Source organism: Clostridioides sp. ES-S-0054-01 (genome assembly GCA_021561035.1).
Lineage (GTDB): Bacteria > Bacillota > Clostridia > Peptostreptococcales > Peptostreptococcaceae > Clostridioides.
The window spans coordinates 204914-225526 of record CP067346.1 but is presented as its reverse complement, the minus strand read 5'-3'; the positions used below and the strand labels follow the sequence as shown (position 1 = coordinate 225526).

Annotated in this window: 16 protein-coding genes, 4 pseudogenes and 1 riboswitch; of the genes and pseudogenes, 7 read left to right on the top strand and 13 right to left on the bottom strand. The window is 27.6% G+C overall.

Annotated features, from left to right (window positions below):
• The first annotated feature begins 7 nt into the window (after nt 1-7).
• Nucleotides 8-1384, top strand: a complete 1377-nt coding sequence (locus JJC02_01400) for an MATE family efflux transporter (GenBank protein UDN54880.1) — start codon at nt 8-10, stop codon at nt 1382-1384.
• Nucleotides 1385-1602: 218 nt separating this feature from the next.
• Here the strand turns inward: JJC02_01400 and JJC02_01395 are convergent.
• Nucleotides 1603-1998 (bottom strand): annotated as a pseudogene (locus JJC02_01395) (BlaI/MecI/CopY family transcriptional regulator).
• A gap of 34 nt (nt 1999-2032) precedes the next feature.
• Nucleotides 2033-2422: pseudogene (locus JJC02_01390) on the bottom strand (BlaI/MecI/CopY family transcriptional regulator).
• 208 nt (nt 2423-2630) lie between these two features.
• Nucleotides 2631-2726: riboswitch (cyclic di-GMP riboswitch) on the top strand.
• A gap of 50 nt (nt 2727-2776) precedes the next feature.
• On the opposite strand from JJC02_01390, the gene JJC02_01385 reads away from it, so the two are divergent.
• From JJC02_01385 to JJC02_01375, 3 genes and pseudogenes are all read left to right on the top strand, one after another.
• Nucleotides 2777-2953, top strand: coding sequence for a hypothetical protein (locus tag JJC02_01385; protein ID UDN54879.1), 177 nt, complete (start codon nt 2777-2779; stop codon nt 2951-2953).
• Between the two features lie 663 nt (nt 2954-3616).
• A pseudogene (locus tag JJC02_01380) lies at nt 3617-4288 on the top strand (helix-turn-helix domain-containing protein).
• A complete protein-coding gene (locus JJC02_01375; GenBank protein ID UDN54878.1) occupies nt 4282-5181 on the top strand; it encodes an IS3 family transposase in 900 nt (299 codons plus the stop codon). The pseudogene JJC02_01380 and the gene JJC02_01375 overlap by 7 nt, the downstream one beginning before the upstream one ends.
• Before the next feature lie 93 nt (nt 5182-5274).
• On the opposite strand, the gene JJC02_01370 is transcribed toward JJC02_01375, so the two are convergent.
• Both JJC02_01370 and JJC02_01365 read right to left on the bottom strand, forming a co-directional pair.
• A complete protein-coding gene (locus JJC02_01370; protein ID UDN54877.1) occupies nt 5275-5478 on the bottom strand; it encodes a hypothetical protein in 204 nt (67 codons plus the stop codon).
• Nucleotides 5479-5747: 269 nt separating this feature from the next.
• Nucleotides 5748-6398 carry a cyclic nucleotide-binding domain-containing protein gene (locus JJC02_01365; protein UDN54876.1) on the bottom strand — a complete coding sequence of 217 codons (651 nt, stop codon included), beginning with the start codon at nt 6396-6398 and terminating at the stop codon, nt 5748-5750.
• Between the two features lie 479 nt (nt 6399-6877).
• On the opposite strand from JJC02_01365, the gene JJC02_01360 reads away from it, so the two are divergent.
• The 3 genes from JJC02_01360 to JJC02_01350 all read left to right on the top strand — a co-directional run bounded on the left by JJC02_01360 (nt 6878) and on the right by JJC02_01350 (nt 11869).
• Nucleotides 6878-8890, top strand: coding sequence for a sigma 54-interacting transcriptional regulator (locus JJC02_01360; GenBank protein ID UDN54875.1), 2013 nt, complete (start codon nt 6878-6880; stop codon nt 8888-8890).
• Between the two features lie 375 nt (nt 8891-9265).
• Nucleotides 9266-10486, top strand: a complete 1221-nt coding sequence (locus JJC02_01355) for an amidohydrolase (protein UDN54874.1) — start codon at nt 9266-9268, stop codon at nt 10484-10486.
• 36 nt (nt 10487-10522) lie between these two features.
• Nucleotides 10523-11869, top strand: coding sequence for an amino acid permease (locus JJC02_01350; protein UDN54873.1), 1347 nt, complete (start codon nt 10523-10525; stop codon nt 11867-11869).
• Between the two features lie 211 nt (nt 11870-12080).
• On the opposite strand, the pseudogene JJC02_01345 reads toward JJC02_01350, so the two are convergent.
• The 9 genes and pseudogenes from JJC02_01345 to JJC02_01305 all read right to left on the bottom strand — a co-directional run bounded on the left by JJC02_01345 (nt 12081) and on the right by JJC02_01305 (nt 20506).
• A pseudogene (locus JJC02_01345) lies at nt 12081-12215 on the bottom strand (DNA-binding response regulator).
• A gap of 246 nt (nt 12216-12461) precedes the next feature.
• The gene (gene hpdA / locus JJC02_01340) at nt 12462-13412 is read right to left on the bottom strand and encodes a 4-hydroxyphenylacetate decarboxylase activase (GenBank protein UDN54872.1); all 951 of its coding nucleotides are present in this window, start codon (nt 13410-13412) and stop codon (nt 12462-12464) included.
• Nucleotides 13405-13662, bottom strand: coding sequence for a 4-hydroxyphenylacetate decarboxylase small subunit (gene hpdC, locus JJC02_01335; protein UDN54871.1), 258 nt, complete (start codon nt 13660-13662; stop codon nt 13405-13407). Before hpdC ends, hpdA begins: the two co-directional genes overlap by 8 nt.
• Before the next feature lie 3 nt (nt 13663-13665).
• The gene (gene hpdB, locus JJC02_01330; protein UDN54870.1) at nt 13666-16374 is read right to left on the bottom strand and encodes a 4-hydroxyphenylacetate decarboxylase large subunit; all 2709 of its coding nucleotides are present in this window, start codon (nt 16372-16374) and stop codon (nt 13666-13668) included.
• 295 nt (nt 16375-16669) lie between these two features.
• The gene (gene tsaD / locus JJC02_01325) at nt 16670-17686 is read right to left on the bottom strand and encodes a tRNA (adenosine(37)-N6)-threonylcarbamoyltransferase complex transferase subunit TsaD (protein ID UDN56357.1); all 1017 of its coding nucleotides are present in this window, start codon (nt 17684-17686) and stop codon (nt 16670-16672) included.
• Nucleotides 17687-17691: 5 nt separating this feature from the next.
• A complete protein-coding gene (gene rimI / locus JJC02_01320; GenBank protein ID UDN54869.1) occupies nt 17692-18168 on the bottom strand; it encodes a ribosomal protein S18-alanine N-acetyltransferase in 477 nt (158 codons plus the stop codon).
• Nucleotides 18158-18874 (bottom strand): tRNA (adenosine(37)-N6)-threonylcarbamoyltransferase complex dimerization subunit type 1 TsaB, encoded by a 717-nt coding sequence (gene tsaB / locus JJC02_01315; GenBank protein UDN54868.1) that lies wholly within the window; start codon nt 18872-18874, stop codon nt 18158-18160. Before tsaB ends, rimI begins: the two co-directional genes overlap by 11 nt.
• A complete protein-coding gene (gene tsaE / locus JJC02_01310; GenBank protein UDN54867.1) occupies nt 18874-19326 on the bottom strand; it encodes a tRNA (adenosine(37)-N6)-threonylcarbamoyltransferase complex ATPase subunit type 1 TsaE in 453 nt (150 codons plus the stop codon). The genes tsaB and tsaE overlap by 1 nt, the downstream gene beginning before the upstream one ends.
• Before the next feature lie 139 nt (nt 19327-19465).
• Entirely contained in the window at nt 19466-20506 is a 1041-nt protein-coding gene (locus tag JJC02_01305) for a DUF4116 domain-containing protein (GenBank protein ID UDN54866.1), read from the bottom strand.
• Nucleotides 20507-20613: the final 107 nt, after the last annotated feature.

The following is a 20613-nucleotide window of genomic DNA, read 5'->3' as shown; positions in this document are numbered from 1 at the left end:
GGATTACTTGCAAAAACTATTTTCTTTAAAAGACGAAAATAAAAGATTTTATAAAATACTTCTATCTTTATGTATACCTATCATTATACAGAACTTAATTTCTACTTCTGTAAACGTAATAGATACAATTATGATAAGTAGTTTGGGTGAAACATCTGTAGCTTCAGTTGGAGTTGCAAACCAATTTTTCTTTCTTTTTAATATGTCCTTATCTGGTATTACGGGAGGAGCTGGAGTTTTTATTTCACAATTTTATGGAAAGAAGGATATCAGTAATATAAGAAAAGTTACAGGTCTTACTTGTGTATTGGCCATTATCTTAAGTTTTATATTTGTTATTCCTGCTTTACTAACACCAAAACCAATTATACACATATTTTCGTATGATTCTGAGGTTGTAAAACTTTGTATAGATTACTTTAGTATTGCAGTATTTAGTTATCCATTAATTGCTGTAAGTACTGTATTTAGTACTGGTTCAAGAGGTGTTAGAAACCCTAAGTTAGGTATGATTTGTAGTGCCTTTGCTCTTGTAACAAATGTTATTTTAAATTATGGATTTATATTTGGTAACTTAGGTCTTCCTGCATTGGGTGTAAAAGGAGCTGCTCTAGCTACTGTTATTGCTAGAATATGTGAATTAATTTTAATGATTACTTATGTTTATTTTTATAAAAAGGACTATATATTAAAGTTTGGTCTGAAAAGTCTAAAAGCTATTGATAAGATTTTTATAAAATCTTTTTCATCAAAAAGCTTTCCTATATTTGTAAATGACTCTGTATGGGCAGTTGGGACTGTCCTATATTCTGTTGCATATGCAAGGGCAGGTACTTCTGCTATAGCAGCAAGCCAGATAGCAACCAGTACAGGCAATTTCTTCATAATGACGGCTGTATGTATTGCATCTGGTGCATCTATTATGCTTGGAAATGAACTTGGAGCAGACCATATTAAAAGAGCTATTGAATATGCTAAAAAGTTTTCTATACTTGTATTTTCAGCTGGATTAATACTTGGAATTATTTTAATTTTAAATATCCCATTATTATTAAAAATGTTTAGTGTTTCTGATAGCTTAGCTTCTGATATAACTAAGATATTTTTTATAATGGGAATACTAATGGCTCTTAAATCTTTTAATACATTGGTTATAATTGGTATTTTAAGAAGTGGAGGAGATACTAAATATGCTCTATTTCTAGAATTAGGATGTATGTGGCTAGTTTCTATTCCTCTAACTTTTATAGCTGCATTTAAGGGTGCACCTATATTTATACTTGTCCTACTAACTTATAGCGAGGAAGTTGTTAAGTTTATATTTGGTGTTCCTAGAGCCTTATCTAAAAAGTGGGCTATTAATATAGTAAAAGAAATTGACTAATAACGATGCTATAAATTGTAAAAATATTATATAATCTATTTTTTATCAATAAACATTGTTTTTTCAACATTCTATATCTTATTTCATGTAGTTATGTCAGTTAAATGTCAGTAAAATATTTTATCCACATTTTTTACATAAGTTTTCCACAACTTATCCCCAAAATTATCCACAACAACAAAAAGGTAGCTACTAATATAAGTGCTACCTTTTATTTATTAATCTTCATCCTTCCAACCTTTTATCCAATCTCCTATTTCCATTATCTTTTCTTCTGTTATTTCCTCTTTATCATGTAGCTTTGAAATGTAGCTTTGAAATTAGTTCTTATAAATGATTATTATGTAAACCTCAAAAAATTCTTTTACCTTCTACTTTTAGATATTTTTTTCTTTCACTAATATGGTATAGTGTACATGTTTTCCAATTCTCTGAGATATTAAAAAACCTTTTTTAGTTAGTCTAGCTAAAAGTGTAATTGTAGTTGTATGTTTCTAGACATATATTTTTTCTATTTCATCTAAAACATCTTTTGATATTACAGTTTTATAACCAGAGTTCCAAATGAATTTCATGAATTTTAACTTTGCATCTGGTAATTTTTTATTTAGCATAATATATTTCCTCTTTTCTATTAAGCATTTAAGATTATTTTTTTCCTGATTTTTGCATGTTTTCTATAAATGTTTTTATTTGTTCTTCCGTCATTTCTTCTTTTCTATGCATAGTTGCAAACATTCGTATAAAAAAGTTATCATACTCACTAATATCTCTTTCTTCTTTTTTAGTATTTAAATACTCTTTTTTAGTTACTAGCACTTCATAATTATATTGAAAACCTATCCTTTTCTTATTTAATATTTTCATCTTTACTAATCTTTTTAATAGAATTTCTGTAGTACTTTTCCTCCACCCATTTCTTTCTTTCATTGCTTCTGTTATTTCTTTTTTAGATATAATAGACTTTTTCCTTCACATATATTCCATCAATATTAGTTCTCCTCTACGTAGTTTGTTAACTACTTCTTGTTGCTCCATTTTGTGTCACTCCCTCAGATTTTTTAATCTAAATTAATGATAGAACCTTCTAATTTCAAATGATACAGGTAATTTTTACCATATATTCTACATATTTAGTCTGATTTTTTTGAAGTAAAATAACGTTCATATCTATAAATTTATTCAATTTTCAAACAAGTATGTTGAATAATAATTAATTCTATTGTATTATTTTAGTTGTAGAATAAAACTAAATCGGCAAAACTAGAGAAATTTAGTGACGCAAAGCTATAGGGACTAAGATTTATAAAATTCTTATAAATTATGTCAGCCAGTTGCCAAAAAGACATATTCTTTTTGTTTTATGAAAATTTTTTAGGAGGATAATAATATATGTTTAGAGATAAAATGGATAAATGTACTCATATGTTAACTGCTTATATTGGCAGTTCATATGATTATTGTGATTTTATAGATACACAGTTAAATGATTTTATACTAGAGTATGGAGAAAATGTGGTAGAACCTTGTTTACATCAAGTGATGATATTGTTAAGTAAGTATAATTAAATAGATTTTGTTTTCTAGAAGAACCCTTTTTAGTTTTATCTACATTTAAATAATAAGCAACTAGAAATAACTCGAAGTTTTGATTTAGATAATCTTATTGATACTACAACAGAAATATTAAAATATAATAAAATTGATTTAATAATTATTGATGAAAAAAATACTCCCTGACTTGAGAATGCTTAATTGCAACTATAAAAGTGTATTGGTAGTACACTTCTATTTTTTATTATATCATTAATTTAAATTGTTAAAAAAAACTATTTAAATCGTTTTTAAGATATGTTAAGTAATCCCCTTGATAAGTTTTATATCTTAATGAATTACAAAAAATAAGCACTACTGCAAAGGAGTGCTTTTAGTGTATATAATTAATGCTTTAATTAATAGTTTAAATGTTATTTCTCTTACCTTCTCTCCTTCTTTTTTAATATCAAATTTGCCTAGGTTTACTATACTTACAGTTTCAAACCTTTTTTCTTTTTTTATAGATAGAGAATTTTGTGGATTTACTGGAAAATGAAAATCTATTTTTTTTCATTTTTTTAATAAAAATTTTTATTTTTTATTTTATATAAACAATATTTTTTCTAATTTGAACTATACCCCTCTTATGAGACAGTTGAAATATGTAAAACTGTCTAAAACTAGGAGGGTTTTGTTATGTCTAAAACTAAAGTATCATCAGAGCAAAAAATCGAAGCAATTGAATCATATTTAAAAGGTGAAAATACAGTAATAAAAATAATCGAAGAATTAAATATTGGAAAACGTACATTCAGAGAGTGGATGCGAAATTATGAAACTTTTGGAAATGATGGTTTAATAAAATAAAGTCACAAATCATTCTATTCTAAAGAGTTTAAATTAAATGCTATAGAATCTTATCTAAATGGGGAAGGATCTTATGACACTATCTCAAAAAAATATAAAATGAGATCAGTTCATCCACTAAAAGCTTGGGTTAAAGAGTATAATCTTCATAAGGAAATAAAAGAAACCCCGAAGGGAGGACTCTTTATGGAGACTAGAAAAACAACATTAGATGAAAGGGTTGAAATTGTTAAAGATTGTATTGAACATGATTTTAATTACAATTTAATAGCAAAAAAATACTTTGTTTCATACAGCCAAGTTAGAAGATGGACTCTTAAATATAAAGAAAATGGGATAGTTGGTTTAGAAGACCGAAGAGGTAAAGCAAAAAAAGAAGATGAGTTAACTCAATTAGATGAAATAAAGTTGGAATTGAAAATTGTAAAAGAAGAAAAACACAAATTACAACTGGAGAATGAATTCTTAAAAAAGTTAAAAAACATAGAAAGAGGGTGGTAATTATACTATCCAAGAATGAAAATAAATATAAAGCGATTCAATCCTTATTCAATGAAAAAAAAGCTTCGCTTATACAATTATGTAAAATCGCTAAAATAAATCGTTCTGGATACTATAAATGGCTTGGTCGAGATAAAAGTAATTTAGAACTTGAAAACATTAAACTAGCAGCTTTGATAACTAAGATATATGAAGAAAAGAAGGGGGTTTTTGGCTCTTTAAGGATGACTCTGCAGTTAAACAGAGAGTATAAACTCAATGTCAATCACAAGAGAGTATACAGACTAATGAGAGCCGTAGGCTCAAGGTCTGTTTGTAGAAAAAAGAAATTCAGTTATGTTAAATGTACACCAGAAGTAATTGCTGAAAATGTATTAAGTAGAAAATTTAGTGCAGATAAAACCTCTCAAAAATGGTTAACAGATGTAACTGAATTTAAATTAACCAATGGGACGAAGGCCTATTTAAGTGCAATTCTAGATTTAGGCGATAGAAGTATAATTTCATATGTTATTGGAAAATCAAATAACAATAACTTAGTGTTCGAAACTTTTGATAAGTCAATAGAACTATATCCAAATGCAAAACCTATTTTTCATAGTGATAGAGGTTTTCAGTATACTAGTAAGGTGTTTAAATCAAAACTTTTAGCACAAGGTATGATACAAAGTATGTCAAGAGTTGGTCGTTGTATTGACAATGCTCCTATGGAAGGATTTTGGAGAATTTTAAAGGTGGAAATGTACTATTTAAGGAAATTTGATACATACGAACAATTAATCAAAGCAATAGAGGATTATATATATTACTACAATAATTTTAGATATCAAAAGAGATTAAATTCTATGTCTCCACTTGAATTTAGGAAATATTTAAATACAGAGATAGCATAATTTATTTTAAGTAGCTCTAAAAAAATTTAAATATCTAGGGTTTTATTTGACGTGCTCTTTTTTAGATAGTAAACTTTAAAATATAGATATTAATTATATGAGTATAATAAAAAAAGTACTAATGATTGACACTAGTACTTTATAACTACTTTTACATGTTTTAACTGTATAAAACAGTGGGTATAGTTCAGTTGGCTCTTTGAGTGTTTTTTTACGTTTTTTAAGTAAATTGCTAACTAGACAAACTATCAAACTAACAGATAGTCTTTCTAGTACACCTTGTAAAAAATTATCCATACATACTCACCTCCCTTCTATACGTTGGGAGGATAATCTTTTGTATGAACTCCACTCTATAAATTATAGATTACATCTTCTTGCTAAAATTATTATAATATATAATTATTACATATTTTACCTATTTATTACTTTTTACATTATAATCACATCTTATCATTAAAAAACACCTACATAAATAAGTGTCCTTCAGTATTTTTAATTTTCAGTGAGACTATTTCTATTTTTTGCAGAAATTATTATACCTTATTTTGATTAAATAATAATCTTTATTCATCTTCCAAAAACTCTTTTACTTCAAATGCGAATCTATGTAACTCATCATAATTTAAAATTTCATATGTATTACCTATTTTTTTTACTATCCCTTCTTCAGTTAACTTCAACAGAGAATGGTATCTACTCTTTCTACTAATAGAATATATTTCACTGAAATTACGAATAACTTTTATATTACAGATATTATTTTCTTGTTTGTTTAATATACAATAGGCAATGACTTCTGTACAAGAAAATAGTTCTCTTACCATTCTAGTTTTATACAGCTCATATATTCTTCTTGTACATTTGCTGTGAAATAGTGCAATAAAATCTGGTTTAAGATAAAACTCTTCAAATATTTTTTTTTCAAATCGAAATAATTTTATATTAGTCTTTGCAAATATATCACATTTCAAATTATGTTCATATATATAACTGATTTTACCTATAAATTCATTTTCAGGTACAATGTCAACAAGAAATTTATTTCCTCCTCTAGTGGTGCATTCCACTAAAGCAATTCCCTCTATTATAAAAAAGACTTCTTGTAAGTCTTTATCTGATGCTACAAACCTTTGACCCTTTTTATATTCAACAATTGATATTTTATTTAAATTATTTTTAATAATTGGATATATACTTGTTTCTTCTGCTTTCATTAAACTTATCTCCTTTATAGTATATTATATAAAATATTTTATTTATATCTTTTAATTTATATTATTTTTAACAAAAGACACAATTACAACTAAATTAAACTTGACAAATCTATTCTACTCACTCAGAATAAACTTATACATATATATTTTCATATATTATTTATTTTAATACAACTCTATATTTATAAAATTATATTATCAATAGAATTTATTAAAATAAATTTTTTTGGGTGTATATTATGATTTAATCGAATAGAAATGAAAAATATACATACAGTTTGAATTTTAAGCAACAATTAGGGGGATTTGGTGGCAAGATTTAATTATAAGAAGGAAAGTGTCTTAATGTAACTTTTGTAAAGTCATTATAGACACTTTCTTTTTTATTTGATAAATTTAAATTATCAAAATCAAATAGCTTTATACAACTATTTTGTTTAAAACTATTTATTATATAAGGAGGAAGTTTTTAGAAATCAATGAAAAAATCAGTGGCTCTAGTAAATGATAGTAGAAAAGATTTAATAGATTTTTTAGAAAATAATTTAAAATTAGTTTTTGGAGATTATATAAATATTAATAAATACTTTATAGATGAGATAAATGATAATGATATTATAAATGATGATGTGATATTAGTAATGTCAGCAGAAAGATTAGACAAAATTATAAATAATATATTAGATAAGAAAAAAGTTATTGTGATAAGAAGAACTTTTAAGGAAGATAAAATATATAATCTATTATCTTTACCACAGGGTACAAATGCTCTAATCGTAAATGATTCTGATGAAACTACTCTAGAAACTATAAGTTTGTTTTATAAAATTGGAGTAACTAATATTAGACCAATCCCATATATGAATAATAATAACTATAAATATATAAAAATAGCTATAACTCCAGGAGTTCCAGAAAAAGTACCTAGCTTTATCTCAGATATATTTGATTTGGGTCATAGATATATAGATATCTCCTCATTTATAGAAATAATAAATTTATTACAAATTGATTCAAAGGAAATACAATCTAATCTAGTTAAATACTCAGAAAAAATAATAAGTTTAGATACTGGTATAAAAGATAAATATAAAGAATTATTTTTGAAGATAGAAGAATTAGATACAATATTAAACTTATCAAAGGATGGTATACTGTTTACTTCAAAATATGGTGAAATAAATACATATAATAGTAAAGTAAAAGATATTTTAGACATAAAAGAAGATATATATGGAAAGCATATTGAAGAAATATTTACAGATAGTTTAAAGGTTTTATTAAATGAAAAGGAAATATTAGACAAAGTTATTATATTCAATAAAAAATATATAAATGTAAATAAAAAAAATATATACAATAGAGATGAAAAAATGGGTACATACTATAGTTTACAAGAAATAACATACATAAAAAAACTAGAACAAAACCTTACTAAGAAATTAAGGGAAAAAGGACAAATAGCAAAATATACATTTAAGGATATAAAAACAAACAGCCCTAAGATGATTGAATGCATAGATTTAGCTAAGAAAGTTTCTAAATCCGACTTAAGCATACTTATCAGAGGCGAAAGTGGAACTGGTAAAGAATTAATAGCTCAATCTATACATAACAACTCAAATAGAAAAAAACAACCCTTTATAGCAGTAAATTGTGCAGCTGTTCCTGAAAACTTATTAGAAAGCCAATTATTCGGATATGATAAGGGAACTTTTACTGGAGGTCTAAAAGATGGAAAGCAAGGGCTATTCGAACTTGCTAATAATGGGACAATTTTTTTAGATGAAATAGGTGATATGCCCTTAGAATTACAAACAAAACTACTTCGAGTTCTTCAAGAAAAACAAATAATGCCTGTTGGTTCTCACAACGTAATTAATATAGATGTTAGAATCATATCTGCTACAAATAAAAACTTAGAACAAATGATTGATAATAGCCAGTTTAGGGAGGATTTATATTATCGATTAAATACAATTCCCATAAATATACCTCCTCTAAGGGAAAGAAAAGAAGATATACTAATTATCATGGAAGATTTAATTAATAAGAAATTAGTAATTACACCAGAGGCAAAAAAACTTATACAAAACTATAAGTGGAAAGGAAATATAAGAGAACTTCAAAATGTAACATCCTATTTAAATATTATGTGTGATGATATTATACTAGAAAGAGATTTACCTCCAAACTTAAAAACTTTAGATAACAAAAATTCATCATTAAAATTAAAATATAATAAGAATGATATATTAAATATACTAGAGATATTAATTTTAAATAAGGAATCAGATGTTGGTATCGGTAGGGGATTAATTTTAAAGACACTACTCGATAAGAACATTCAAATTACAGAGGGAAAAATTAAAAAAATATTTGAATATCTAAAAAAAGAAGAACTTATAATTTGTGGTTCAGGAAGATATGGAAGTAAGATAACTCAAAAAGGAGAAAAGTTTTACAATAAATTAAAATATGAAGATTCATAAATCTACAATCTATTTACAATCCATTAAAGAAATCTATTTAGAAACAAAATGTTTTCTCAATAGATTTTTTATTTTTCAAATATATAAAGATAATCTTTTATTATGTATATAATTAATGGGAATTAATAGGAATGGGATAAATATAATAGTTCCTATTATTTTCATATAAACTACTATACAAGATTATTCTTATGCAAAACAATAATTTTCTCCAAAAATTGCAATTATAAAATCATTTTTCATGCTTTGAAGATAAACAAATGATTTTATTTATTCAAAATTCTTATAAAAAATAAAACGTACTCATTGAAAATTATGGCATAATAATTGCTTATTATATTAAACAAACAATAAAAAGTAATTGGAGGAATAAAAATGCAACAGTCTTTAAAATTAGAATATCAAACTAAAGAATTAGTAAAAGATTTTGTAATAGAAAGCTGTAATTCTATAAAACCTTGGCTAATAAATGTAAGAAGAGAATTACACAAAATTCCAGAATTAGCTCTTGAAGAAAAACTTACCAAGCAAAAAGTCATTTCATATTTAAAAGAAATAGGAATTGATTATGTTGAATTTACAAAACACAATGGGATTATGGCATATATCTTAAAAGAAAATGCAAATAAAACAATTTGTATAAGAGCAGATATGGATGCTCTTCCTATAGAAGAAGAAAATGATATACCTTATAAATCAATACATGCTAGAAAAATGCACGCTTGTGGTCATGATGCACATACATCAATGCTACTTGGAGCATGTAAAGTTTTACATTCAATAAAAGATAAATTAAATATAAATGTAAAGTTCTTATTTCAACCAGCAGAAGAAGGTTTTGGAGGAGCAAAATTCTTAGTTGAAGATGGATGTTTAGAAAATCCTAAAGCTGATTATATATTTGGTCTTCATGTTATGCCACATATTGAAACAGGATTTATTGAAACAAAATATGATACATTAAATGCTAGTGTTGACACTATAAAAATAAATGTCAAGGGTAAAAGAGCTCATGGTGCATATCCTGAAAATGGTATTGACGCAATAGTTACAGCTTCACAAATTGTTACATCATTACAAACTATAATAAGTAGAAACTTAGAACCAAATAATGCTGCTGTTTTAACTATAGGTAAAATATATGGTGGTGATGCACACAATGTAATATGTGAAGATGTAAAGCTAGAAGGTACTTTAAGAACATTAAATAGCAAAACAAGAAACTTTGTGATTGATAAGATAACTAAAATCGTTGAAGATACTGCATCTGCATTTGGATGTATTGGAACATTACATGTAAGTGATGAAAATTATCCTGCTGTTATAAATGAAAAAGAATTAGTAGACACTGTTATCTCAAGCACGAAAGAATTACTTGGAGAAGAAAAGTTTATATTGAGACCAAACCCTTCTTTAGGTGGTGAAGACTTTTCTTTCTACACAGAACATTGCAAGGGAGCATTTTTTCATTTAGGATGTAAAAATGAAGAAAAAGGATTAATTTCACCTCTACATACTTCTAACTTTAATATAGATGAAGATTGTTTACCAATAGGTGTTATGATGCATGTAATGAATACTTTATATTTTAATTAGTACTGCAATTATTAAAAGAATAGGAGATAAATTAATATGGAAAAAGCTAAAAAATTAGGTCTATTTAGTATGATATTATTAGGAATTAATAGCATAATAGGTTCAGGTATATTCTTACTACCAGGTAAAGTTTATAATCTAGCAAATCAAAATAGTATATTTATATATATTTTTGCTACACTCTTAGTTCTGTCAATACTTTTATGTTTTGCAGAAGTTGGAAGTATGTTTGATAAAAATGGAGGTGCATATCTATACTCCAAAAAAGCTTTTGGTAATTTTATAGGATTTGAAGTTGGTACCATGTCTTGGGTCATAAGAATTATATCATGGTCTACTCTAGCAGTAGGATTTGCAACAGCTTTAGGTTCATTTTGGCCAGAGGCTGCCACTGAATACAAGGGCTATACAGCAACAGCACTAGTAACACTACTTTCAATAAATAGCTTATTTGGGATTAAAAGCACAAAGATAATGAATAATGTAATAACTATTGCTAAATTAGTACCACTAATAGTTTTCGTAATAATCGGAATCTTCTTTATAAAGTTTGAAAACATTGTTCCTTCAGGTAATGTAGTTAACTCTAGTATGGGTCCCGCTATTATATTAGTATTTTACGCATTTACTGGGTTTGAATCATTTATTGTAGCAAGTGGAGAGATGGAAAATCCTAAAAAAAATCTTCCAATTGCATTAATAACCACAATATTTATATGTGCAATGATTTATATTTTAATCCAAGTTGTCTGTATGGGTATACTTGGAGATAAACTATTTGAAAATAGTATTCCAATTGCAGATGCTTCAAGTGTATTTTTAGGTAACTATGGTAAGGTCTTTATATCTATAGCAACATTAATATCTATATTTGGCATAAATATAGGTTCTTCAATAGTAACTCCTAAATGTGGTTCTTCTCTAGCAGAAGAAGGTTCTCTTCCAGCATTTATAGGAAAAACAAATAAATATGATGCTCCATATGTAGCAATAATAATATCTTTAATTTGTTGTATACCACTTGTACTGACTGGAAGTTTTGAACAGCTTGCAGTAATGAGTGTAATTGCAAGATTTGCTCAGTATATACCAACTTGTTTATCAGTAATAGTTTTAAGAAAAAGAACAGACATTCAAGCTTCTTTTAAGATTCCATTTGGACCTGTTATACCAACAGTAGCTATTTTAGGTAGCTTATGGTTGCTACAGCAAGCTTGGGTAGAAGATATGGCAAAACCTATAACTCAAAATAGAGTTTTAATCGGATTGGGAGCAATGTTATTAATAGCACCTCTATACATAATTATGAAAAAAAATAAGGGAATTGAGTATGAAGATGAATCAGAAGATTCAAAATTATATATTTCTAGAGAAAAAATTTAATAGCATTTTATAAAATCTTTATAAAAAGTAATAAATAAAGGCGAAAGCATAGATTAGCTGACGTCTTTATTTTAATATAATTATAACTATTTATAAATAAATTCTCTTTTCAACGAATTAAAGAATCTAGTATTTTCATATTTGGTATCTGTACATTCAATTCTTTTGCGGTTTCTAGCATCTCAATAAAATTACACTTCATCTCATCTAGAGCTAAAAGTGCATGAGCTGTATATCGTTGAGTAATATAATCATCAGCGCCTAAATTAAGTCCAATCATTTTATCTGTATCGCTATCTTTTGCAGTAGTAATAATAACAGGAATAGTGCTTACATTTCTTATATATTATGTCAACAAAATACCGTAATATGCAAAGTGTTTCATTATACCTTACATATTACGGTTCATATACTTATGTACTTATGCACAATCTACCCGTTGCTATCTTTATAGATATGAAGCAATATAAATAATATATAAAAAATATATAAAACAGGCAAAACTTTACTTAATTATTTTTACACAAAAAAGGATGTCACTCTAACTTTTAGTGTAACATCCTTTTTTAATTAAAATTTATGTTATTTACTTTTAGAAAGCTGTCTCATGACCAACATAACAAGCTATACCATTATCCAAAAATATATCTTGTAATTCTTCAAGATGCTCTTCATCAACATCTCCCTTATCAGAATACTCATACTCCTTGCCTAATTGAATCCACTTTGATTCTCCTAGCCTGTGAAATGGTAATAAATTAATTTCTACCAAGTTGTTTTTGTGCATAAAAGATATAATATCACTTATATTTTCAGTACTATCATTAAATCCTGCTATAACTGGAACTCTAAGTACTAACCTTCCTTTCCAATCAGAATTTGCAAGGTTTGATATATTTTCTAGTATTAAATCATTATACACACCTGTTTGTTCTTTGTGCTTTTCTCTATCCATATGCTTTATATCAATAAATGCAAAATCAATATCTTTAAATATTTTATTAAAAACTTCATTTGATACACATGCACTTGTTTCAATGGCAGTGTGTATATTTACCTCATGACATTTCAATAATACTTCATGTAAAAATTCATGTTGAAGTAGTGGCTCACCTCCACTAAACGTTACTCCTCCATTACTTCTCCAATTATTAGAATCACGTTTAATTACCTTTACAAGTTCATCTACAGTATAAGGTTTTGCACATAATTTAAACGCATTATAATAACATGAGTTGACACATTCAAAGCTTTCACAGTTCTTACATATGCTCCATTCTATGATTGGCTTATTATCAAGGTCAAAACCTAATGCACCATTTTTACATCTACCATGACATACGGTACATCCATTTTCATATTGACATGATAACTCACTAAACATCATATGTGGTTTAACAGTCCAACTTTCTGGATTTGCACACCATTTACAGCTAAGTGGACATCCATTTAAAAATACAGTTGTTCTGCAACCTGGTCCATCATGGACTGAAAAACTCTGTACATCAAAAATCATTCCCTCTAGTTGATTTTGACTACTCATTAAACACATGTCCTTCACAAGTAATTGCATTCAATGTTGAATATACCCAATCTTCCTTCTCTAAACCAACACATTTACCTATGCCTTCATCATTAACATCAACAAAATTTTTACAATTTTTACATTTTGGCATTGCTTTTATTTCTGGACATGCTTCATCATCTAAATTAATCATTTGTTTTGATAATCTACAAATTCCTTTGGTTGCATCTACTGCACAAAAATTCATACAATCACTATGCTTTCTCATATTTTACACCCCTTCATACTCTGTTCTAGCAATTACTTCATCTTGTATTGGTTTACCTAATTCACACCAATATTGAGTAAATCCAGCAACACGTACCATTAATTGACGATAATTATCAGGATTTTTTTGTGCATCTTTCAATGTTTCTGAATCTACAACATTATATTGAATATGGAATCCACCTTTTCTTAAATAACTTCTTGTTAAATCTAATAATTTTTGAGTACCCTGTTGTCCTTTTATAGTTGTTGGATGAAGTTTTAAATTCATCTGAGAATTTTGAACTACTGCTTGATCCCAAATAGTTGCAGATTCAAATAATGCATATACACCATTTTTATCTGTTCCTGCATATGCAGAAACTGAACCATCTGAATATGTTGTTCCACTTAGTCTACCATCTGGAGTAGCCAACGTAGCAGCCCCTTGTGGTCCATGTGTAGAAACAGATATTTGGCAAGGATACATCTTCTTAGCATATAAAGATTGTGCTTCTTCACATACTTTTGATAACCATACCTCATAGTTTTTAAGAATATTATCTGCATACAAATCATTATTTCCATATTTAGGTGCATCAAGACAAGCCTTATAAATAGCATCATACTTACCAGTCTTATCTACTTTTATTTGGTCTGCCATAGAGTAATTTCCTACTTCTAATGCATCTTTAAATCCAAAATTATTTAATATGGCATCCTTCATCTCCTCTATTGTAAACGTTTTGTCATCATATACAAGCTTTTTAAGTGCTGCAAATGAATTGACCATAGTAACAGTACCACAAGTTTCTACGTTTAATGTTGCATTATAACGATACCCCATATTTCCTATATGTTGACCTTTGTCTAAACAATCTGGCTTTAATAGTGAATTTATTATAGAAGTATCAAATTTTCTCCATATATCTAACTCAATATTGTTTGCTCTTTCTAAAACATTTATTGCTTGTTTATAGTAATCTTTAAATACTTCTATAACTTCTTCATAAGTATCTAGTGACTTATTATGAGGTTCAAATACTTGTATATTCATACGATGGTCTTTACCATTCATAAGAACAAGTTCTAAGATTTTAGGATTAGCTATAAAGTGGACTCCAGAGCCAGCAGATTGACCTGCTCCTCCTGCAATAGAATATGTCTTTCCATTTAAAGTCAACTGTTTCCAACACCCTGGAGATGTTTCCAAACATCCACCTAATGCAAATGCTCTTGCTTCCTCAACAGTCATACCTTCATCAGCAAATTGTTTCATCATAAAGGTTGTCCCATTTGAATTATTCACCCATGCTGGATAACCAGAACCAAGCTTTGTACATTCCGCAGCTTTCATTAAGAAATCTTCTGGAAGCTTTTCATCATATAACATAGTTAAACTAGGCTGAGGAGTTCTACATCTCATACTTGCTTCTAATAATAACTCTTCTAACTCGTTAGCTCCTGTAGAACCATCTTCTCTTAATCCACCTATAGATAACGTATTAAATGTGTTTCCTGATAACACTCCTCCATTTACACCTGCTGAGGCAAAACAGTCAATACAAGTGATTTTTATTCTATAAAGCTCCAATAATTCGATAACCTCTTCTTTTGTAATTAGTCCTTTTTCCATATCTTGTTCATACCAAGGATATAAAATTTGACCAAAACGACCTATAGACATACCAGATATAGCATCCTCATTTACTGATGCTATATGAATTGTATAAGTTAACTGAAGAGCTTCCCTAAATGTACGAGGTTGTTTATGTGCAATATGCTCTAATATCTCCACTAAATCTGAATATTCTTTTTTAGCTCCTAAATCCGTCTCTATACTTTCTAAATATTTTGCATGTTTTGCATAATTTAAAATCCAAGTTTGTAATCCTTCAATAACTTGAATAACGGCCTCATAGAAATATAGGCGGTCCATACCAATAAGCCCATCTCCAGATGCATTTCCTGCAACTGCTTTTTTACATTCTTTTGCCATTTCTATAATTCCATCTAACCCATAATTTAAAGGATAAAAATAATTTATAACTTCTCTACCTTGAGGAAGTGTATACCCTGAATCAAACATACATATAAGCGTACTCATTAGATTTTCTTTTAAATCATAATCTGGCATCATTTTTTCATAGTGAAAACCTAAATCTTCAACAGACTTTCCAACCCATTCTTTTGCCATTTTTACAAGTACAGGTACTTCTTCTTTTCTCATTCCGAATTTACCAGCTATTGAAACGACATTTCCAAAGCTTTCAGTAACATTTCCTCCACCAGACCCAAATTTTGTAAGCTCATCTGCTGTATTACTGGCTAACTTCTTTGCTTCTTCTTTCATTTGTTCTCCTTGAGCAACAAAGAAACTTTCACTTACCCAAGGCATTGGAAAAGAGCCTCTATAATGACGAGTCTTTTGCATTACTATTTTCTCGCCAGGTATTATGTTTGGTGTCATATGTGAAAAAGCAGCTCTAAGAGCTTTAGCTCTTCTAACTACTGGTATATCACCATCCGATTTTCTATATTCTCTATTATACCAATATGGAAATTCCATATCAGCAGTAGACAATGTATTATAATATACATCTAATAAGTCTTCTGCTCTTTTACTTGCTTTTTTTTCATTAAATTCATTTAAATTTTCTTTATTCTGAAAATTCGACTTAATATTTTTTGCTTTCAAAATACTTCTTATTTTGTCTTCTTTACTTTGACTCATCTCTTCCCCTCCTTATACTTTCTATAATTAGTATAAAACTTTTTAATAACGAAAAAAAAGGGTATATTACCCACTTTTTAAAATAATCTTTCTACAAAAAAATTAAACTTGAAGCAAATTCAAACCAAAGATAACCTTTATACCCTAAATATGTTGCAATTCATTAGAATATAAAGGTTATACGTAGTTTTACTCCAAGTTTAATAGATACTATGTTGATTCTTATTATATTTAATTTTACTTCTATTTACTTCTTTGAAACAATGACTTAACATACTTATAAATTTAGTTTATTCTACTGATTTATCTTTAAATTTGGAACTGCATTTAAACTCATATCATGTATTTTACCATTTATAAAATTATAATATCCTGCACATCCTATCATAGCAGCATTATCTGTACATAAAATTAGAGGAGGATATTTAACAATAATATCACTCTCTTTTGCAAGCTCTGTTATTTTAGCCCTAAGCCCTGAATTAGAAGCAACCCCACCAGAAAGAGTTATGATATTATATCCTTTATCTTTTACTGTTTTTAGTGCCTTAGTAGATAAAACCTCTATCACAGCCTCTTGAAAAGATGCTGCTACATCTTCAACTACTATTTCTTCATTTTTCATTCTTTTTCCATTTAGGTAATTTAGCACAGAAGATTTTAATCCACTAAAACTAAAATCATAACTATCTTCTTCTAAATAGGCTCTTGGAAATTCTATAGCATGCTTATTTCCTTTTTTTGCTAGATTATCAATAATAGGACCTCCTGGATAACCTAAATTCATTGCTCTTGAAATCTTATCAAATGCTTCTCCAGATGCATCATCTCTTGTTTTTCCTAAAATTTCATACTTACCATAGTCTTTAACTTCAACCAAGTGAGTATGACCTCCAGATACTATTAATGTTATAAAAGGAGGTTTCAAATCCTTATGCTCTATATAGTTCGCACTTAGATGACCTTCTATGTGATTTACTCCTACAAGTGGTATATTCAAAGTATATGCAAGTGCTTTAGCATAAGATAAGCCTACTAGTAAAGCTCCTACTAGCCCAGGTCCATATGTAACTGCAATATGGTCTATATCATTAAATACTATATTTGCTTTATCTAAAGCTTCTTGAACAACTATATCAATATTTTCCACGTGTTTTCTTGAAGCTACCTCTGGAACTACACCACCAAATTTTTTATGTGTCTCTATTTGAGTAGAGATTATGTTTGAAAGTACTTCTCTACCATTTTTTAAAACTGATGCAGCTGTTTCATCGCAACTACTTTCTATAGCTAATGTTATTATATCACTCATAAACTCTACACCTCTTTTATTTGGTTCCACATTATAATTGCATCTTCTTTATTATCACTGTAGTATTCTTTTCTTATTCCATCCATTCTAAATCCATATTTTCTATATAAATTTTGTGCTATTTTATTTGATACTCTAACTTCTAATGTAATAGATGAAATATTATTATCTTTACATAAATCAACTATACTTTTTATCAACTTGTCCCCTATTTTTTTGCCTCTATAGTCACTATGGACAGCCACATTGTTTATATGCCCTTCATCAAGTATAAGCCAAATTCCCACATATCCAACAATTTTTCCATCTAACTTAGCTACTATATACCTTGCTACTTCATTAGACAACTCTTTTCTAAAAGACTCTTTCGACCAATAATCTTCAAAACAATTTTTTTCTACTTCAAAAACTTCATCTATATCTTTAACGGTCATTTCTTCTATTTTTATATCATCCACTATTAATTTTGTATTATCTTTCATTGTTTAACCTCTTCATTTTTTCATCATATTGTACTTCAGCTTGAGATTTTCTGATGTACATAGGGTTTATTGTATAACAAGTATGTACATCTATATTTTTATTATATTTATTTAATGCCAAAGAACATAAGCTTCCTGCATTAGATACATTGTGAGATGGCGAAGATATTTTTATGTTTTTTATATTCTCTAGCTTATCTTTATATTTGTATACAGCTTCTCCAACTATTATAAATTCTTCATTACTTGATACAATTTCCTCTACTAAAGTATTAAACTCTACAACATCAACACCATCTAATTCTATAAGCTCTCCATTTTTAAACTTGTATTTAGCTGAATAAACTTGATTTTTCTGTGCATCTAATATACAACATATCTTTCTATCACAGAAATTCATGTTATTTGCTAGAGATTCTAAAGAATTCACTGCTATTATTGGTATATTATTTACATGAGCCATAGCTTTTACTGTAGCCATACCTATTCTAAGACCTGTAAACGAACCTGGACCTATACATACAGCTAACAAATCCATATCTTTTATACTTAAATCACTCATGCTCAACATATTTTCTATCATCGGCATAAGCTTTTGCGAATGAGTTTTTTTGTTGTTTACTGTAAATTCACATATTAAGCTATCATTTTCTACAACTGCTACACTTGCTGCCATAGAAGAAGTATCCATACCTAGTATTTTCATTATTTAGTCAACTCCTCAACTATCTCTTTATAAAACTCTCCTTTTGGAGTTAATATCATTTCTCTTCCTTCATCTTTGTATCTCAACTCTATATTTAAATATTCTTTTGGAAGTATATCTTCTATTAGATTAGCCCATTCTATTATACATATTCCTTTTGAGTTTACATATTCATCATATCCAATATCATACATCTCATCACTACTACCTATTCTATAAACATCAAAATGATACAAAGGTATTTTTCCTTCATATTCATTTATTATAGTAAATGTAGGACTTGTTATATAATCTTTTATCCCTAATGAATCTGCCAAACTTTGTGTCATTGTAGTTTTACCAGCTCCTAAATCTCCCACTAAACAGATAACGCTACCTTCTTTTAAAAGTTTACCTAATTTATATCCTATTTCTCTAGTTTTATTTTCATTTTCTAAATATATTTTTACCATCAATTCATCTCCATTTTGATATAATCGTCATGTGAATTTATATCACTGCTTAATTAATTATAGTATAAGGCTAGATGATTATAAAGTACTTCTATTTATCTTTTTTTATCTTTCACTATTGATAACTTATATCTACACCTTACATACAATCATCAATGGCAATTTTTACGTACTCTTTTGCTTTATAATTTTGCTTTAATGCTTCTTTGCATATTCTCTCAGATTGCTCTTTTACATACTTAAGAGACTTATAATTCTCTTTTACTGCCTCAATACACATTTTTTCCGTTTGATTTTTTATATACATAAGCATCTTCCCATTTTGTCTTACAATCTCTATACATATATCCTCTGTATAGTTATCTATGTAGAGTAGCACGTCTTTAATATTATATCTTTTATTTAAATATCTTATAGCATTTATACATATTTCTTCTGTCTTATTATTAACAAATTGTATACTTCTACCATCTTGTTTAACAGCTTCTATACATATTTTGTCAGTTTGTTTATTTACATATTGTAATGCCATACCATTTTGCCTCACAGCTTCTATACACATTTTTTCTGTTTGATTTTGTACATATTTTAATGCTTTATAATTTTGCTTAATAGCTTCTATACATAATTCTTCACTATGTTCTCTAACATATGCAAGACACCTGCCATCTTTTTTAATTGCTTCTAAACATATACTTCTTGTTTGAACCTCCAAAGCCTTTAATATACTTACAACATCTATATTGGAAGAGTGTCTTATTGCTTTTACAATAAGTTCCTCTGTTTTATTTCGTACATACTTAAGTGCATTACAATCTTTTTTTATAGCTTCAAGACATAGATATTCTGTTTGTTCTTTTACATATTCAAGTGCTCTATAGTTGTACTTTATTGCCTCTAGACATAATTCTTCGGTTTGACATTTTACATACTCTAGTGCCTTATAATTCTGCCTTATAGCTAAAATACACATACCATCAGTTTGATTTTCTATATTTTTTAATTCACGATAATCGTATTTTACCCTTTCCATATTTTCAATATATTCATTAGTGATATACTTTAAAGAATCTCCTAACTTTGTATCATAAATACCAATATGAATATTTTCCCAATTACTATTAAAATAATACCCTTTATCATCTAAAAATAGTTTTTTTATCTTTTTAGATAAGTTCATGAATATACACTCCTATCATTATTAAATTAGTTATTATTAAAAATTTGATTACTAATCTTTATATACATTTAATAATAACTTTACTTTTTGTTTATTATGAATTCGCT

Bases quoted from the DNA above. Each gene is read 5' to 3' on its own strand.
- tsaE (UDN54867.1), bottom strand. From the start codon at position 19,326: ATGGTAAAAATATATTTAGAAAATGAAAATAAAACTAGAGAAATAGGA.
- hpdC (UDN54871.1), bottom strand. From the start codon at position 13,662: ATGAGAAAGCATAGTGATTGTATGAATTTTTGTGCAGTAGATGCAACC.
- JJC02_01360 (UDN54875.1), top strand. From the start codon at position 6,878: ATGAAAAAATCAGTGGCTCTAGTAAATGATAGTAGAAAAGATTTAATA.
- JJC02_01370 (UDN54877.1), bottom strand. From the start codon at position 5,478: ATGGATAATTTTTTACAAGGTGTACTAGAAAGACTATCTGTTAGTTTG.
- tsaD (UDN56357.1), bottom strand. From the start codon at position 17,686: ATGAGTGATATAATAACATTAGCTATAGAAAGTAGTTGCGATGAAACA.
- JJC02_01385 (UDN54879.1), top strand. From the start codon at position 2,777: ATGTTTAGAGATAAAATGGATAAATGTACTCATATGTTAACTGCTTAT.
- JJC02_01365 (UDN54876.1), bottom strand. From the start codon at position 6,398: ATGAAAGCAGAAGAAACAAGTATATATCCAATTATTAAAAATAATTTA.
- rimI (UDN54869.1), bottom strand. From the start codon at position 18,168: ATGAAAGATAATACAAAATTAATAGTGGATGATATAAAAATAGAAGAA.
- JJC02_01355 (UDN54874.1), top strand. From the start codon at position 9,266: ATGCAACAGTCTTTAAAATTAGAATATCAAACTAAAGAATTAGTAAAA.
- hpdB (UDN54870.1), bottom strand. From the start codon at position 16,374: ATGAGTCAAAGTAAAGAAGACAAAATAAGAAGTATTTTGAAAGCAAAA.
- JJC02_01305 (UDN54866.1), bottom strand. From the start codon at position 20,506: ATGAACTTATCTAAAAAGATAAAAAAACTATTTTTAGATGATAAAGGG.
- hpdA (UDN54872.1), bottom strand. From the start codon at position 13,412: ATGAGTAGTCAAAATCAACTAGAGGGAATGATTTTTGATGTACAGAGT.
- JJC02_01350 (UDN54873.1), top strand. From the start codon at position 10,523: ATGGAAAAAGCTAAAAAATTAGGTCTATTTAGTATGATATTATTAGGA.
- tsaB (UDN54868.1), bottom strand. From the start codon at position 18,874: ATGAAAATACTAGGTATGGATACTTCTTCTATGGCAGCAAGTGTAGCA.